Consider the following 16,078-nt stretch of genomic DNA (forward strand, 5'->3'; position numbering starts at 1 on the left):
TATAAAATGAAAAGAGAAAAAAAACTATGGATCGTCTTTACTTTGGTCATGACGATCTCTTTTGCGGTGCTTGGTTATTATGGTTATGAAATTTACCAGCAGGCGCCGCCACTTCCTAAACAAATAATTTCAGATAGCGGCAAAGTAATTTTTTCTGATAATGAAATCAAAGACGGGCAAAACATCTGGCAAAGTATAGGAGGGCAGGAAGTGGGTTCTATTTGGGGACACGGTGCTTATGTTGCGCCGGACTGGACAGCAGATTGGCTGCATCGCGAAGCTGTGTTTATTCTGAACAAATATTCGAAAGAGGATTTTGGTAAAGAATTTAATGATTTAGATACCGAAAAACAAGCAGCATTAAAGATTCGTTTGCAAAAAGACGTAAGAACAAATCGTTATGACGAAAAATCACAAACACTTACTATTTCTGAAAACAGAGTTGCCGCAATTCAATATCTAAGTCAATATTATGAAGGGCTTTTTACCAATGATCCTAAATTTGATAAATTAAGAGAAGAGTATGCGATTCCTAAAAACTCGATAAAGGAAGCGGCAAGAATGCATAAAATGAATGCATTTTTCTTTTGGGCAACCTGGGCCACAGTCACCCAACGCCCGGATTCGGATATATCTTATACACACAACTGGCCATCAGATGAACTTGTAGGGAACAAGGCTACAAAAGAATTGCTTGCCTGGTCCGGCGTTAGTATTATTTTATTGATTTTTAGTATTGGAATTCTGGTCTTTTATCACGCAAAATCAGGCGAAGACGAAGCGTTTCCGCTTCCTGCAAAAGATCCTATAATCAATCAGGGAATGACACCATCGATGCACCTGATCAAAAAATATTTTTGGGTTGTGAGTTTATTGATGATTTTACAAATGGCTTTGGGAATCATTACTGCGCATTATGGTGTAGAAGGAAATGGATTATACGGTATTCCTATTGATCAGATTTTGCCCTACGCAGTGACGAGAACCTGGCATACCCAATTGGCAATTTTCTGGATCGCAACAGCCTGGCTGGCAACAGGATTGTATATTGCTCCGGCAGTTTCGGGTAAAGATCCTAAATTTCAGTGTTTTGGAGTCAACTTCTTGTTTATTGCTTTGTTGATTATCGTATTAGGATCAATGGCAGGACAATGGTTTGGTGTAATGCAAAAATTAAATCTGGTTCAAAACTTTTGGTTTGGACATCAGGGTTATGAATATGTAGATCTTGGGCGTTTCTGGCAGATATTCCTGTTAGTGGGATTGTTCTTATGGCTGGCGCTAATGATCCGACCATTAATTCCGGTTTTAAAGAAAAAAACAGAAGAGAAAAACCTAATCGTTTTATTCCTGATTTCCTGTACAGCCATCGCAATGTTTTATGGTGCGGGATTAATGTGGGGAAGACAAACCAATCTGGCCATAGCGGAATATTGGAGATGGTGGGTTGTTCATCTTTGGGTAGAAGGATTCTTTGAAGTATTTGCAACAGTTGTTATTGCATTTTTATTCGTTCGTTTGGGATTATTGAAAACGAAAACAGCAACTCTGAATGTGCTATTTGCCACTATTATCTTCATGTCCGGAGGTATTTTGGGAACTTTTCATCACTTGTATTTCTCCGGAACTCCAACGGCTATTATGGCATTAGGCGCTTCATTTAGTGCTTTGGAAGTTGTCCCGTTAACCTTAATTGGTTTTGAAGCCTATCAAAATTATAAATTGTCAAAATCAACACAATGGATATTAGATTATAAATGGCCAATTTACTTTATGATAGCAGTGGCATTTTGGAATTTCCTTGGAGCCGGAGTTTTCGGATTTATAATCAACCCGCCAATTGCCTTGTATTATGTACAAGGTCTAAACACAACGCCGCTTCACGCACACACTGCATTGTTTGGTGTTTACGGAATGTTAGGAATTGGCTTAATGCTTTTTGTTCTGAGAAGCCTGTACCGAAATATTACCTGGAACGAGAAATTGCTTAAAATCACTTTCTGGTCATTAAACATTGGTTTGTTTTTAATGGCGGTATTGAGTTTGCTGCCAATAGGAATCTGGCAGGCGATCGAAAGTATTGATCACGGAATGTGGTACGCACGTTCGTCAGAGCTAATGCAGCAGCCAGCAATGATTACGCTAAAATGGCTGCGCGCAATAGGAGATTCTATCTTTGGGATAGGAATTATTACTACAGCCTGGTTTGTCTTTGATTTGACATTAAAAAACAGAAGAAAATAATAAAAAAACAATAATTAAGTATCATGGAAAATTTACAAAATAAAACAATAGGAGCATTTGTAGCAGAGGATTTTAGAACTGCAGCCGTATTTTCAAAATATAAAATCGATTTTTGCTGTAAAGGGAACAGAACCATCGATGAAGTTTGCGAAAAGCAGGAAATTGATTCAAAGATCTTGCTTAAAAAAATTAAGGAAGCTTTGTCTGCGGAAAACAGCAACACAATCGATTTTAATTCATGGCCTTTAGATTTATTAGCAGATTATATCGAAAAAACGCATCACCGTTATGTAGAGGAAAAATCGGTTATCATTATGCAGTTTCTAAATAAACTTTGCAGTGTGCACGGTGCAAATCATCCCGAGCTGTTCAAAATAAACATGTTGTTTACTGAATGTGCAAGTGAATTGGCACAGCACATGAAAAAAGAGGAGCTGATGTTGTTTCCTTTCGTAAAAAAAATGGTAAAAGCCATAGATACAGAGGCTGCTTTGGTACAGCCTCCTTTTGGCACAGTTTCTAACCCAATTGCCATGATGATGCATGAGCATGATGCCGAAGGAGACCGCTTTCGCGAAATTGCAAGCCTGACCAATGATTATAAGGCTCCGGACGACGGATGTACAACTTATAAAGTAACGTTCCAGATGTTAAAAGAGTTTGAGGAGAACTTACATACCCATATTCATTTAGAGAATAATATTTTGTTTCCTAAAGCGGTGGTTTTGGAAAAAGAATTTGCTTAAATAAAATTGTATAATTAATGAAAGAATGCACCGATACATGAATTTACATCGGTGCATTTTTATTTCTGTAATTTGAATAATAATAGAGTTGTTTTGAACTACTTTTAATTTAAATAAAAATGAAATTGTTATCTGAAATGAGTTCTCAAAAAAGTTGGTTAATATGTTGTTTCTTTAATTTTTTGACAGCTTCACTTATTGGGTTGTTAATGCGTTTTGTTTATCTGTTTCCACTCGAAATAAATTATGGTTTTTTGCTTCATGCGCATTCTCATGTAGCGATGTTGGGTTGGGCATATTTGATGATTTATGTTTTAATTGTTCGCTTTTTTATACCAATAGAAAAAAGAAGAAAACCTGTTTACAATTGGTTGTTTTGGGGGACTCAATTTTCAGTTGTTGGTATGATGATTACTTTTCCTGTTCAGGGTTATGCCTTATTTTCAATTATCTTTTCGACCATGCATATTGTATTGAGTTATGTTTTTTGCAGATTGGTCTGGAAAGATATCGCTAAGGAAAAAACTCCGGCAGCAATGCTCTTACGTACTTCGGTTTTATTTATGGTTTTCTCTACTTTTGGGGTTTGGTGTTTAGGTCCGGCGGTAAGTATGTTAGGAAAGCAAAGTATTTTTTATCAAATTGCGATTCAGTTTTTTCTGCACTTTCAGTTTAATGGCTGGTTTTTATTTGCAGTTTTAGCTTTATTTTTAAGACAATTTGAAGATAAAATCAATAAAAAATCATTTAGTATATTCTTCACTTTACTTATCATCGCCACATTTTTGACGATTGCATTTCCTGTAAGTTGGTTTGTTAAATGTAATTTTCTAAGCTGGATTAACGCTTGTGGAGTGATTTTGCAGTTGATTGCTTTTGTCTTTTTTTACAAAATGCTCCAACCAGAATCAGGTCAGTTGAAAGCCGGTTTAGATACCACAGCCAAAATGGTTTATGGTTTAGCTTTATGCTCTTTGCTTATGAAAATTGGTGTGCAATTATTGGTTCTGATTCCTAATCTGGCCGAAGTTTCGCATCAGGTACGCAATTTTGTTATTGGCTTTATTCACTTAACATCTTTGGGAGTCATTACGGGATTTTTGTTGGGAGTGTTACTTCAGAATAAGTTGCTTTCGCACCAATCTCAGCTGCTTCGTACAGGAATAAAAAGCTTTATTTTTGGATTCATAGTGACAGAAATATTCTTGTTTCTTCAAGGTAGTTTTATTTATTTCAGAAACGAAGCTCTCTTTGGCTATCGCGAAGGGATTTTTGGCGCGAGTGTTCTTATTGTAGCTGGATTAAGTTTAATGACAGCTTCAATTATTAAGGAAAAAAGATAAGCTATTCTGTTTTTTTGTCACAGATTATTATGATTTTGCGATCCCTTGGATTAATTTTTCTATTGGATATAAAAACAAAAAACAAGAGTCGATGAATTAAAATCTTCCCTTGTTTTTTTACGAATTAATTAACCTGTTTAATCTTTTCGGCTTCGAGATTTATTCTGTCTACCGTTTTATCATTATTTACCCCCAAACCTTCTTGTTGGTAAATCAATTCTCCGTCTGGATTAAAAACACTTATAATATTAGAGTGTGAGAAATCTATAGGAGATATTTTTTTATAGTTAACGGCAAGGACTGCCGCAAATTCCCTTGTGTTTTCCTCTGTAGAGCGTAAGAAAATCCACGGATCATTTTCCATTTTATTAGCAATCGCAAATGCCTTTAATTTTTCAGGAGTATCTGTTTCAGGATCAATACTCACCAGAAGAAGTTTTACGTTTTTCTTCGTTTTTTTATTTAAGCGGGATTCTATATTTCTCATGTCCGCAACCAATCGCGGGCAGGCAGCTTTGCAAGTGGTGTAAATCATTACCATGACGAGAATATTTCCTTTCAGGCTTTTTAGTTCAATGTTTTTTCCATCTTGGGTTGTCCATTCTGAGGGTAAATTATAAATCGATAAATCGCTGATTGCTTTGTCTTTTTGGGCTAATGAATTGTCTTCTTTTTTAGAATCTTTGCAACTTTGTAAAGTAAGAAGAAGAATGAAAATTGCCATTATTGTTTTTTTCATTTTAAATGATTTTAAAATTATAATTGAGTTGCAGCAGCACATCTAAAACCGAGATTTCGGGTAGAATAATTCGCTTTAAGACTTCCTCTGAAAGCATATCGCATAAAAGCGGCGTAATCCATCAGGTCAGTTGCATTTACAGATGCACCACCGCAAAAAAGGTTTTTATCGTCGCTTTTGTCTTTTCTGGATTCTCCAGACAAAAAGATACTATTAAAGTCAGAAGTCCATTCCCATACCAATCCGTGCATATCATAAACGCCCCAGTAATTTTTGAACGTTTTGCCAATAGGATTTTCATAGGTTTTTGATTTCTCGTACCACGACAAAATGTATTTATTAAACTCAGTTTTTGTTCTGGCATCCTTCTTTTTTTCATCTGCCATCGCCACATATTCCCATTCATCCATTGTAGGCAAACGTTTTCCCTGACATTCACAATATTTCTTGGCGGCAAACCAGGAAACATTGGTTACAGGAGCTTTAGGATTTGAATTTCCAATATCAAAATCACTTTTCCAATAGGCCAGATAACTTTTGTCGGCAAAAATTCCTTTTATTTTAGATTTGCTATAGTTTGGGTTTTTTTTAAGGAAAGTCAAAAACTCAATATTTGTAACGGGATAAACATCTATAAAAAAAGATTTTACCACTACAGGCGTTTTTACTGTAGCCCCGTAAAGAGGGACAAATGAGCCCTCTTTTATCGGAGCCATTTTCGATTCTTGCGCTCTGACCATTCCCATGAGAGCCAAGAAAAGAATAATGAAAATGCTTTTTTGCATATTGCTTTGTGTTGTTATCTTTGTGCTTTTACCATTTCAGGAGTCACATCTGTTTTATTATTTCCCCAACTGTTATAGATATAGGTCATAACATTTGCGATCTCGTCATCAGATAAATTCTGACTTGGCATGACATTATTATATTTTTTGCCATTTACAGTTACCTCACCACTTAAACCATGCAGGATTGTTTTAATGGCTCGTTTAGGATCTGCATTAAGATAATCTGATTTTGCAAGAGGTGGGAACGTACTAGGGATTCCTTGTCCTTCTGATTGATGACAGGCAAAACAGGTTGTACCAAAAATCTCTTTTCCAATTTTTATTTTTTCAGTTACAGTTCTTTTTGGAATTGCCGTTTTAGCAGCTGTACTGTTTGGCATTTTTTGAATTGTTCCTCCTTCAGGCAGATAAATACCTTCCTGGATCGTTCCTGAATATACTTTTTTATTTTCAGGACCTTCTACTTTTAAGATTCCCAGTGCACCTTTATTAAAAGCTCTGAAAATAGAGTGGTCAACAATGATAAAATTACCGGGAGTTTCAACTTTAAAGTCTACTATAGAGGCTCCACCGGCAGGAATTAATGTCGTCTGAACGTTTTTATTCACCATACTTCCGCCTTCTACATGCACATTGTCGAATATTTCACCAATAACATGAAAAGAAGATACCAGGTTAGGGCCGCCATTACCAACAAATAAACGAACAGTTTCTCCCACTTTTGCGGTAAGTTCACCTCCGTTTGTCAGCGAACCCACTTTTCCGTTAAATACAACATAGTCAGGAGTTTCTTTTACGGCTTTATTCATATCAAAAGGCTGTAGTCCTTTCGCTCCATACTCACCCTGCGTATAGAAATCTCCCTGCATTACGTAGTATTCTTTGTCTACCGGAGGAAGTCCGCCTTCAGGCTCTACCAAAATTAAACCATACATTCCGTTTGCAATGTGCATTCCAACCGGAGCCGTCGCACAATGGTAAACATACAATCCGGGATTTATCACCTTAAAGCTAAAGACTTTTTCGTGACCGGGAGCGACTAATGAAGACGTTGCTCCACCTCCGGGACCAGTTACAGCATGTAAATCGATATTATGAGGTAATTTATTATCAGGATGGTTTTTTAAGTGAAATTCGACTTCATCACCAACACGTGTTCTGATAAAACTTCCCGGAACAGTCCCTCCAAATGTCCAATATGTATATTTTACACCATCAGTCATCGTTCCTTCCTGCTCTTTGATTTCCATATTAACCTTTAGTTTCATGGCAGGTCTGTTTCCAACCGGTTTGGGTACCATTGGCGGGGCAGTAAGCTCAGCTTCTTTTTCTCCATCAGTTACTATAGCGGTATAATCAGTTGATTCTTCTGCTTTTTTGCATGATGTAAACAACAGCATTGCAAAAAAGATACAGAAAACAGCTTTTAATTTTAGGGGCATTTTAGATGTCTTTTTCATAACAAGTTTGGTTTATTTTAGTTTTAAATCTTAATACAAATATAAAAGACAAAAAAGTCTTTTATTATGATAAAAGTCATATAACGAAATAAATTACAATTTAATTTTGTCTTGATATTTGAGTTTAATCTTGTTAAACTGAAGGGGTTGAAATAGGTATTATTTTTTAAAGATTGATATTCAGATTATTTTTCGATAAAAATAAATGGCAAACTGAATTTTAGAATAATAATCATTATTTTTGCACCCTGTATAAATTAAAATTATTACTTCAAAATATATTTATGGTAAAAGATTTATTCGAAAGAATTCAGAACAATAAAGGACCATTAGGAAAATGGGCTTCACAAGCTGAGGGATATTTTGTGTTCCCTAAATTAGAAGGAGAACTTGGTCCTAGAATGAAATTTGGTGGAAAAGATATTTTAAATTGGAGTTTGAATGACTATTTAGGTCTTGCAAATCACCCGGAAGTTCGTCAGGCAGATATTGATGCAGCAACTCAGTTTGGAGCAGCTTACCCAATGGGAGCCCGTATGATGTCAGGACACACGAAATACCACGAACAATTAGAAAATGAATTGGCGGAGTTCGTAATGAAACCAGCTGCTTATTTATTGAATTTTGGTTATCAGGGAATGGTGTCTATTATTGACGCTTTGGTGACTAAAAACGATATTATTGTTTATGATGTAGATTCTCATGCTTGTATTATTGATGGTGTTCGTTTGCACATGGGTAAACGTTTTACTTACAAACACAATGATCTTGAAAGTATGGAGAAAAACCTGCAACGTGCTACTAAAATGGCAACTGAAACAGGTGGCGGAATTTTATTTATTACTGAAGGTGTGTTTGGAATGCGAGGACAACAAGGTAAATTAAAAGAAATTGTTGCTTTAAAACAAAAATACAATTTCCGTTTATTAGTAGATGATGCACATGGTTTTGGTACTCTTGGTAAAACAGGAGCCGGAGCAGGTGAGGAGCAAGGAGTTCAGGACGATATTGATGTTTACTTCTCTACTTTTGCAAAATCAATGGCTAATATTGGAGCATTTGTAGCTGCAGATCAAGATATTATTGATTATTTGAAATATAACTTACGCTCTCAGATGTTTGCAAAAGCATTGCCAATGATTCAGACAATTGGTTCTTTGAAACGTCTTGAATTATTGCGTAATCACCCTGAATTGAAAGATAAACTTTGGGAAAATGTAAATGCGTTACAAAACGGATTACGTTCCAGAAACTTCAATATTGGAGATACAAATACTTGTGTAACACCAGTTTATTTACAAGGAAGTGTGCCGGAAGCAATGGTAATGGTAAACGATTTAAGAGAAAACTACGGTATTTTCTTATCGATTGTAATTTATCCGGTAATTCCAAAAGGTATTATTTTGTTAAGAATGATCCCGACAACTTCTCATACATTAGCTGATATTGATGAAACGTTAGTTGCATTTGAAGCCATTCGTGAAAAATTAGAAAACGGAACTTACAAAGAAATTGCAAGCAGAACTAAAGTTGATTTAGACGCTTAATTTCTTAATCATAGATTCCTAATATGGGAATTATATAAAAAAATCCATTCGTTATGCGAATGGATTTTTTTTATTTCCATTAAATTTATACTTGTAAATCACAGTAAAAAAGAAATAGTATGAAAAAAGTATTAGCAATAACAGTAATTGTTTTAGTTGTTTTTATTTCTTGTAAAAAAACAGCTCCGGTACCGGAAATTGTTCCAAACGATCCAAAAGAGGTTGAGGTTCTTGAGCCTTCAGGAGATCAGTGTTATTCATCAAGACTTAATGGTAATATAGTAGCGTTGAGTTTTAATGTAAATTCGCATCAGGAAGTAAACGGAAAATTGAGCTATAACCTAACCGGAAAAGATAAAAACGAAGGTACTCTGGTAGGAAATATGAAAGGTGATACGCTAATCGCAGATTATACTTTTATCTCTGAAGGAGTTTCTTCTGTAAGAGAAGTAGTTTTTTTGCAAAAAGACGGAACACTTATCGAGGGATATGGTGATGTAACAGATGCAAATAATAAAGTAACCTTTAAAGATAAAAAGAAATTAAAATTTGACACAAAAAATACGCTGACAAAAGTTGATTGCCCTCTTTAAAGGAGAGATAAAGAAATAAAAAAATTGTAAAACACAAAATCCATTCGATTTGTCGAATGGATTTTTTTATGTATTTTGAAATTGATTCTAAAGATATTTTAAATACGTTTTTCTTTGACAGTGAATCTTTGGGTCAAAGTTCTTCCATAATAAGTGAATCGCTGTGTTTTCTGCTAATTCCGGTGTTCTGATGCAATTTTTAATTCCTTTTTCAGAGAAAGTTTTAAAATACTCATCAAAAATAATGGCGGTAACACCTTTGTTTTGATAATCCGGATGAACTCCGATGAGGTAGAAAACAACATCTTTGCTCTTTTTTCGTGCTCTTAGTAAATGAATGAATCCAAATGGAAACAATTTTCCTTTTGCCTTTTGCAGTGCTTCAGAAAAACTAGGCATTACAATACTAAAAGCAACCAGATTATCTTCTTTATCTACCACAAACTTGATGTATTCCGGATTGATAAAACTGATGTATTTTTTCTTGAAATATTCTTTCTGAACATCTGAAATTGCTACAAATGAAGATAGTTTGGCATACGATTCATTAAACAAATCAAACATTTTGTCTACGTGAGGCATAATGTCTTTTGTTTTTGTAAAAGTAAGTGCTCTTAAACCGTATCTTTTTTTAATTAATTCCTGCGCTTTTAGAAAAAACTCAGGTTTAACATTGGAGAACGGAAAAATACTCTCGATATATTCTTTCTCTACTTTAAAGCCTAATTGCTCAAAATGAGTGACATAATAAGGATGATTGTACCAGGTAATCATAGTGCCCATTTGGTCATAACCTTCTGTCAGTACACCCACTTTATCCAAATTCGAAAAACCCATTGGGCCTTCAACATGCTCCAGATTGTGTTGTTTTCCCAGTTCGTATACTTTTTCTAATAAAACTTTGGTCACTTCAACATCATCGATAACATCAAACCAGCCAAAACGAACTTTTCTTTTGTGCTGATTATTTACCTCTGACCAATTGATGATAGCCGTAATACGCCCCACAATTTCATTGTCTTTGTATGCCAGATAAAAATAAGCTTCAGCATTGTCAAAAGCAGGATTTTTTGTTTTGTCAAAAGACTCTAATTCATCCGCAATAATAGGCGGAACCCAATATGGATTGTCTTTATAAAGTGAAAACGGAAATTTTATATAGTCTGTTAATTCCTTTTTTGTTTTGGCTTCTTTAAGTGTAATCATTAAGATCGTATTTGTTTTAAGAATATTCTAAGTAAAATAACTCATAGAATTGGTGACAACGAATATAGTTATCTTTACTATAAGAAAAAAGATCTGATATTAAAAATGCCCCAAATAGTGTCTAACTTTTTGGGGCATATTCAAATAAGTGGGCTTGGTTTTTTATTATTTAAAGGTATATCCTATTCGAAGATGCAAGTCTGCGGTAGTTTCAGAGAAGTTGTCATCCAGATAATATAAATATCCAATTCCGATTCCGGCTTCATAATTGAAATTGCTGTTTCCGATATTTCTCCTGATTCCCCACTTCGGAATAATAGCAATTTGATTTGAAACGTATGCATTGTGAGCATTTGAAATAACAAACCAATCCGGATGGTAGTTGATTCCCAAAGCCAGGAAATTGGCGCTGTTATTTCTGCCTTTATCAGCTCTGTTTCGTTTATTAATGTTGTAATACCATCTTGGTTCTAAAGTAATCACCGGCGCCAGGGCGTATTGTGTGGTACAATCAGAACAGCCGCGCAATCCTACATCTAGACCAATTTCGCTTCTTAGGCTTATTTCGTTGAACAAACGGGATTCATTGTTGATCCAGAATCCCAGAAAGCCAGTTTGTGCGTTGTAAATTGATTTTTCTACCCCTGTGTTTTGAGAATAATTAGTTTGAAAAGCGAAACACAATATTGCTGCATAGAGAATTTTTATCATGTTGCCTTATAGGGATTTTTTGTTTATGTCTTTTTTTATTTTTTTGTAAGCTCCTAAAATCAGGCCGTCAGTTGTTTTTGCCAGAATTAAATTATTTGAGTTTTTATCTATGGCGACAGACCCATTAATAGTTTTGGAATAAATAACTTCTAAATTGTTTAAGTCGTATATTTCAAGTACAAAAACGATCTCATTATGGTGTTCCTGCGATAAATTGTTATGCGAAGAATAGTCAACGGCTGCTATTTCTTCTTTTACCACTTTAGCCTTTATGTTGATAAAATAATCAAATTTTGTTCCTTCTTTTAAATCAGTGAGTTCTTTTCGATCTGGATTGAACGAGATATTTGGAGGTAACAATAAACCTTTTGTAAGAGGCACATAGCTTAAGTCTTTTTTTAGTTGTTTGTTAAAATCCTCTATGACGATTTTGGTTAATTTTTTACTGACAAAATAAGGCGCATCAATAGTATTCAGTAACCATTTGCCATTATTAAAATCCAAACCACTTTGCATCTTTTGATCCTGGGTAACATACGTAGGAAATGCGCAGGACATTAATTGTAAACAAATCAATAGTAAGGTGATTTTTTTCATTTTATAAGCAAAACTTTTTAAATTTATTATAGACTAATACCAAACTTGTTTCTCTTATTTTCCTGCTTTCTTTATTCGTACTTTGCTTTACGTTTTCTTTCTTTTGCCTGATAATCGATTTCTCTCTGTTCCATTTGATTATCTTTATTCTTTTTGGCTTTATCGTTCGCTTTAAACTCCATTTGCTTTTCTTTATATCTTCCGTCATAACGCCATGAAACACCTACTCCTCCGTATAAAATAGAAGGTGTGTCCTTAAAATTAGTACTTACAGAAGCATCAACCTGAAGATTAGAATTGATTAAATAAGCAGCTCCGCCACGAACAATAGCATCGCTGTAGAAATCACTTTTATATCCCTGATTTTCAACAAAACCCGACCATTTATCATTAAATCCGTGCGTTAATGTCAACACATAACCGTAACTAGGATAATCTGTTGCAATGTAATCTGCGATGATATTGGTTACGAAAACCCATTTTCCGCCGCCAAATAAATTTTGTGTGATCAAAGCAACTTTAGGAGAAATTGCTGATTGCGGAGAGAAATAATACGGATTATCAGCACCAGTAAAATTTGCTCCTGCAAAAAGAGAAACCGCCGGAATTAATTGGTGCCAGTTAAAACTATGATTGGCTTTGTAACTGTAGATATTGACTTCTCTTTCCTTTTTATAAGGATCATAAATCAAATATTTAGCTCCTAAAACGGTTTGTTTGAAATTATTCTTTTTGTAACTTGTATAAGGAGTATCAAAGTTTTCCATTTGGTATTGCAGATCCAGGATAAATTCTAATTGTTCAAAAAAAGCACCATAGCGCAAAGTTAGATCTGTACCAAAACCGCTTGCGTCATAATTTAATAAATCGTGTTTTTCTTTGATACCATAAACACCAAATTCCGCCTGAATGACTGATTTTCCAACTGCATATGCAGACATCGTTTCGCCCGGACGATTTGAATTAATAACGTCAGTATATTGTGCGAAAAAAAATTGTGGAACCAAACACAGGGCTGTAATAAAAATGTTTTTATTTTTTAACATGAATGTTTTTTTAAATTAAAAAGTAATAACGCATTTCAAATGTACTATATTTTATTATTTATTTAAGATTGATATTTTAATTTTAAAGAATTGATTTATTAATTTTGGGGAAAAATTATACAATTATGCAAGAAGCATCTTTTTCAGGTTTAATAAAAGCTATATGTTATATGGTAGCATTTTATTATATTTTTAAATTTTTAGCTAGAATCTTTTTGCCGGTATTGGTAAAAAAAGCAGTTGAAAAAGCGGGAGAAAATTTTCAGAGACAACAACAATATAGCCAGACAGATTCATGGCAAAAAACGCGTACAAATAACGATGAGATCATCATCGATACTACTAATGCAAAAAAGCCTCGCGAAACCAAAAAGGTAGGCGATTATGTTGATTACGAAGAAATAGATTAAGTTTGTATCCTAGTTAGCAGGATTCATCATTTAACCCAAACCAGCCTAAATTGAAAATAGTAAGTAAGTTCTATCCGCATGCCCTTGTTATACTGGGGTTCATTCTCGTTTCTTTAGTTTATTTTTATCCAGTTTTACAAGGAAAACAAATTTTCCAGTCGGATATTGCTCAATATACCGGAATGGCAAAAGAGCAAAATGATTTCAGAGCGACAGAACATTCTGAGCCATATTGGACCAATTCTGCGTTTGGTGGTATGCCAACTTATCAATTGGGAGCTAATTATCCTAATGATTTTGTGGGACATATAGACGATGTTTTACGTTTCTTACCTCGTCCTGCTGATTATTTATTTCTCTACTTCTTAGGCTTCTATGGCTTATTGTTAGTACTGAAAACGGATCCTTTAAAAGCATTTATAGGAGCACTAGCATTTGGTTTTTCTACCTATTTAATTATTATTCTGGGGGTTGGTCATAATGCAAAAGCGCATGCAATTGCGTATATGCCGCTTGTGATCGCCGGATTTATAATGGTTTTTCAAAAAAAATATATTTGGGGAGGTCTGCTCACCATGTTTGCGGTTGCGTTAGAAATTAATGCGAACCACTTTCAAATGACCTATTATTTATTGATTTTCTTACTGATTCTGTCAGGTTATTTTGCTTTTAATTTTATCAAAGAAAAAGAATATAAGCCTCTTTTAAGGGCGATTGGTGTTTTGGCTGTGGCAGGAATTTTTGCCATTGGTGCAAATGCGGCCAATTTAATGGCTACCAGCGAGTATGCTAAATTCAGTACACGCAGCAATAGCGAATTAACGTTTAATCCTGACGGATCAAGAAAGGTAAACGAAAATGCTTTAAGCCGTGAATATATTACAGAATACAGTTATGGAATTCCGGAAAGTTTTAACCTTATCGCGCCCAGACTTTTTGGAGGTTCAAATCACGAAAATGTAGGTACTGATAGCCGTATGTATGCCTTTATGCTGGAACAGGGAGTTCCGTCCGAACAAGCTCAGGACTTTGTATCAGGAATGCCAACGTATTGGGGAGATCAGCCTATTGTTGCTGCTCCGGCTTATATTGGCGTTGTCGTTTTCTTTTTAGGCATTTTAGCATTATTTATTGATGATCGAAAAATAAAATATGTATTCCTTTCTGGAGCATTGGTTTCTTTAGTGCTTTCATGGGGGAAAAATTTCCCGTTGCTGACCGACTTTTTTATAGATTACATTCCAATGTATGATAAGTTCAGAGCGGTATCTTCTATTCAGGTCATTCTTGAGTTGTGTTTTCCTGTTTTGGCAGTTATGGGGCTTCAGTCATTTTTTAAAGCCAAAGACGAACCTAAATTACAGCAAAAAGCATTAGTGCAAACAGGTACTTTTGCTATGGGAATCATTGTGATTCTTGTATTTGCCAAAGGGATGTTTCATTTTACAGGAAGCAGTGATAATTATTTCTTAGAGTCTTACGGCCCCGCTTTTGTTGATGCCTTAAAAGAAGACAGAAAGAGTTTGTACTCGGCAGATCTATTGCGTTCAGGCTTTTTTATTGTGCTGACTTTTGGAATTTTATGGTTGTTTATCAAAAATAAACTGGCTCAGCATACGACCTTGATTATCGTAGGTCTTTTAATGATTTTTGATTTGTTTTTTGTAGATAAAAAATATGTTTCCGCTAAAGATTTTGTCAGCCCTGCACAGATTGCAGCTCCTTTTCAGGAAACACCTTCTGATGTTCAAATTTTAAAAGACACGACACATTACAGGGTTTTCGAAGTAAACGGAAATATGTCAAGTGCACGTGCCTCTTATTTCCACCATTCGCTTGGAGGATATCATGCTGCAAAACCTAGAAGAATGCAGCAGTTATTTGATTACCAGATTGCAAAAAATAATATGGAAGTTTTGGATATGCTGAATGTTAAGTACATTATCCAGACTGATAAAGAAGGAAAAGAATTCCCGACAATAAATCCAAATGCAAATGGAAACGCATGGTTTGTTAGTACCGTAAAATTGGTAAATAAACCGGACGATGTCATGAAAACTTTAGATCATATTGATACTAAAAACGTCGCTGTTTTTAATGTCCGTGAACATGAAGCCAAATTTAGAAGTGCCCGTTTAAAGAAACAATGGGATACAACCGGAACAATTAAAGTCGTACAGTATAAGCCAAATTATATTAAGTATAAATCAGACAATGCAAAAGATGGTCTGGCTGTTTTTTCTGAGATCTATTACAAAAATGGCTGGAACGCTTATATTGACGGTAAATTAACAGATCATTTTCCTGTTGATTATGTCTTAAGAGCAATGGAAGTTCCGGGAGGACAACACACTATCGAATTTAAATTTGAGCCTCAGGTTATAAAAACCGGTGGTATGATTAATTTGGTGAGCTCAGTAGGTATGTTATTGCTTTTGATTGGAGGGATTTATTTCGAAAGGTTCTTTCGCAAAGACTCACAAAGTAGCTACAAAGAGATTCAAAAAAAATAGTAAAAAATCTTTGCGAAACTTCGTTGATTTTTTTATGAACGAAAGAAGATGAAAATTAAAAATGAGACTCGGTGGGTATTTTAATAAGGAATGCCGGATCATTTAGTATCTTTGCCAAATGTATGTTAAAGACTA

General features: G+C 34.9%; 14 protein-coding genes. 7 read left to right on the plus strand and 7 right to left on the minus strand.

Annotated features, from left to right (window positions below; all coding sequences use genetic code 11):
- The first annotated feature begins 6 nt into the window (after positions 1 to 6).
- The 3 genes from B0A67_RS03780 to B0A67_RS03790 all read left to right on the plus strand — a co-directional run bounded on the left by B0A67_RS03780 (position 7) and on the right by B0A67_RS03790 (position 4,333).
- Positions 7 to 2,244, plus strand: a complete 2,238-nt coding sequence (locus tag B0A67_RS03780) for a nitric-oxide reductase large subunit (RefSeq protein ID WP_072956039.1) — start codon at positions 7 to 9, stop codon at positions 2,242 to 2,244.
- A gap of 23 nt (positions 2,245 to 2,267) precedes the next feature.
- Entirely contained in the window at positions 2,268 to 2,990 is a 723-nt protein-coding gene (gene ric, locus B0A67_RS03785) for an iron-sulfur cluster repair di-iron protein (protein ID WP_072956036.1), read from the plus strand.
- Positions 2,991 to 3,109: 119 nt separating this feature from the next.
- Positions 3,110 to 4,333 (plus strand): hypothetical protein, encoded by a 1,224-nt coding sequence (locus B0A67_RS03790; RefSeq protein WP_072956033.1) that lies wholly within the window; start codon positions 3,110 to 3,112, stop codon positions 4,331 to 4,333.
- A 124-nt stretch (positions 4,334 to 4,457) separates the two neighbouring features.
- Here B0A67_RS03790 and B0A67_RS03795 read toward each other — a convergent pair whose 3' ends face one another.
- From B0A67_RS03795 to nirK, 3 genes are read right to left on the minus strand one after another with little or no spacing between them, the layout of a single operon-like run.
- Entirely contained in the window at positions 4,458 to 5,072 is a 615-nt protein-coding gene (locus tag B0A67_RS03795; RefSeq protein ID WP_072956030.1) for an SCO family protein, read from the minus strand.
- A 17-nt stretch (positions 5,073 to 5,089) separates the two neighbouring features.
- Complete coding sequence (locus B0A67_RS03800) at positions 5,090 to 5,857, minus strand: formylglycine-generating enzyme family protein (RefSeq protein ID WP_072956026.1); 768 nt, start codon at positions 5,855 to 5,857, stop codon at positions 5,090 to 5,092.
- A 14-nt stretch (positions 5,858 to 5,871) separates the two neighbouring features.
- A complete protein-coding gene (gene nirK, locus B0A67_RS03805; protein ID WP_242670921.1) occupies positions 5,872 to 7,260 on the minus strand; it encodes a copper-containing nitrite reductase in 1,389 nt (462 codons plus the stop codon).
- A gap of 344 nt (positions 7,261 to 7,604) precedes the next feature.
- On the opposite strand from nirK, the gene B0A67_RS03810 reads away from it, so the two are divergent.
- On the plus strand, positions 7,605 to 8,867 hold the full coding sequence (locus B0A67_RS03810) for an aminotransferase class I/II-fold pyridoxal phosphate-dependent enzyme (RefSeq protein WP_072956023.1): 1,263 nt from the start codon (positions 7,605 to 7,607) through the stop codon (positions 8,865 to 8,867).
- Positions 8,868 to 8,986: 119 nt separating this feature from the next.
- Positions 8,987 to 9,460, plus strand: a complete 474-nt coding sequence (locus tag B0A67_RS03815; protein ID WP_072956018.1) for a hypothetical protein — start codon at positions 8,987 to 8,989, stop codon at positions 9,458 to 9,460.
- A gap of 87 nt (positions 9,461 to 9,547) precedes the next feature.
- Here the strand turns inward: B0A67_RS03815 and B0A67_RS03820 are convergent, their stop codons facing one another.
- From B0A67_RS03820 to B0A67_RS03835, 4 genes are all read right to left on the minus strand, one after another.
- Positions 9,548 to 10,666: a GNAT family N-acetyltransferase gene (locus tag B0A67_RS03820; protein ID WP_072956015.1), complete on the minus strand. Its 1,119-nt coding sequence runs from the start codon at positions 10,664 to 10,666 to the stop codon at positions 9,548 to 9,550.
- Positions 10,667 to 10,831: 165 nt separating this feature from the next.
- Complete coding sequence (locus B0A67_RS03825; RefSeq protein ID WP_072956011.1) at positions 10,832 to 11,377, minus strand: hypothetical protein; 546 nt, start codon at positions 11,375 to 11,377, stop codon at positions 10,832 to 10,834.
- A 6-nt stretch (positions 11,378 to 11,383) separates the two neighbouring features.
- Complete coding sequence (locus tag B0A67_RS03830) at positions 11,384 to 11,974, minus strand: hypothetical protein (RefSeq protein ID WP_123887337.1); 591 nt, start codon at positions 11,972 to 11,974, stop codon at positions 11,384 to 11,386.
- A 71-nt stretch (positions 11,975 to 12,045) separates the two neighbouring features.
- On the minus strand, positions 12,046 to 13,020 hold the full coding sequence (locus B0A67_RS03835) for a transporter (RefSeq protein ID WP_072956005.1): 975 nt from the start codon (positions 13,018 to 13,020) through the stop codon (positions 12,046 to 12,048).
- A gap of 125 nt (positions 13,021 to 13,145) precedes the next feature.
- Between B0A67_RS03835 and B0A67_RS03840 the strand changes: the two genes are divergently transcribed.
- The gene (locus B0A67_RS03840) at positions 13,146 to 13,430 is read left to right on the plus strand and encodes a DUF4834 family protein (RefSeq protein ID WP_072956002.1); all 285 of its coding nucleotides are present in this window, start codon (positions 13,146 to 13,148) and stop codon (positions 13,428 to 13,430) included.
- A 50-nt stretch (positions 13,431 to 13,480) separates the two neighbouring features.
- Entirely contained in the window at positions 13,481 to 15,943 is a 2,463-nt protein-coding gene (locus B0A67_RS03845; protein WP_072955999.1) for a YfhO family protein, read from the plus strand.
- Positions 15,944 to 16,078: the final 135 nt, after the last annotated feature.

The organism is Flavobacterium aquidurense, assembly GCF_002217195.1.
GTDB classification, from domain to species: Bacteria; Bacteroidota; Bacteroidia; order Flavobacteriales; family Flavobacteriaceae; genus Flavobacterium; species Flavobacterium frigidimaris.

Bases quoted from the DNA above. Each gene is read 5' to 3' on its own strand.
- B0A67_RS03780 (WP_072956039.1), top strand. From the start codon at position 7: ATGAAAAGAGAAAAAAAACTATGGATCGTCTTTACTTTGGTCATGACG.
- ric (WP_072956036.1), top strand. From the start codon at position 2,268: ATGGAAAATTTACAAAATAAAACAATAGGAGCATTTGTAGCAGAGGAT.
- B0A67_RS03790 (WP_072956033.1), top strand. From the start codon at position 3,110: ATGAAATTGTTATCTGAAATGAGTTCTCAAAAAAGTTGGTTAATATGT.
- B0A67_RS03795 (WP_072956030.1), bottom strand. From the start codon at position 5,072: ATGAAAAAAACAATAATGGCAATTTTCATTCTTCTTCTTACTTTACAA.
- B0A67_RS03800 (WP_072956026.1), bottom strand. From the start codon at position 5,857: ATGCAAAAAAGCATTTTCATTATTCTTTTCTTGGCTCTCATGGGAATG.
- nirK (WP_242670921.1), bottom strand. From the start codon at position 7,260: ATGCTGTTGTTTACATCATGCAAAAAAGCAGAAGAATCAACTGATTAT.
- B0A67_RS03810 (WP_072956023.1), top strand. From the start codon at position 7,605: ATGGTAAAAGATTTATTCGAAAGAATTCAGAACAATAAAGGACCATTA.
- B0A67_RS03815 (WP_072956018.1), top strand. From the start codon at position 8,987: ATGAAAAAAGTATTAGCAATAACAGTAATTGTTTTAGTTGTTTTTATT.
- B0A67_RS03820 (WP_072956015.1), bottom strand. From the start codon at position 10,666: ATGATTACACTTAAAGAAGCCAAAACAAAAAAGGAATTAACAGACTAT.
- B0A67_RS03825 (WP_072956011.1), bottom strand. From the start codon at position 11,377: ATGATAAAAATTCTCTATGCAGCAATATTGTGTTTCGCTTTTCAAACT.
- B0A67_RS03830 (WP_123887337.1), bottom strand. From the start codon at position 11,974: ATGAAAAAAATCACCTTACTATTGATTTGTTTACAATTAATGTCCTGC.
- B0A67_RS03835 (WP_072956005.1), bottom strand. From the start codon at position 13,020: ATGTTAAAAAATAAAAACATTTTTATTACAGCCCTGTGTTTGGTTCCA.
- B0A67_RS03840 (WP_072956002.1), top strand. From the start codon at position 13,146: ATGCAAGAAGCATCTTTTTCAGGTTTAATAAAAGCTATATGTTATATG.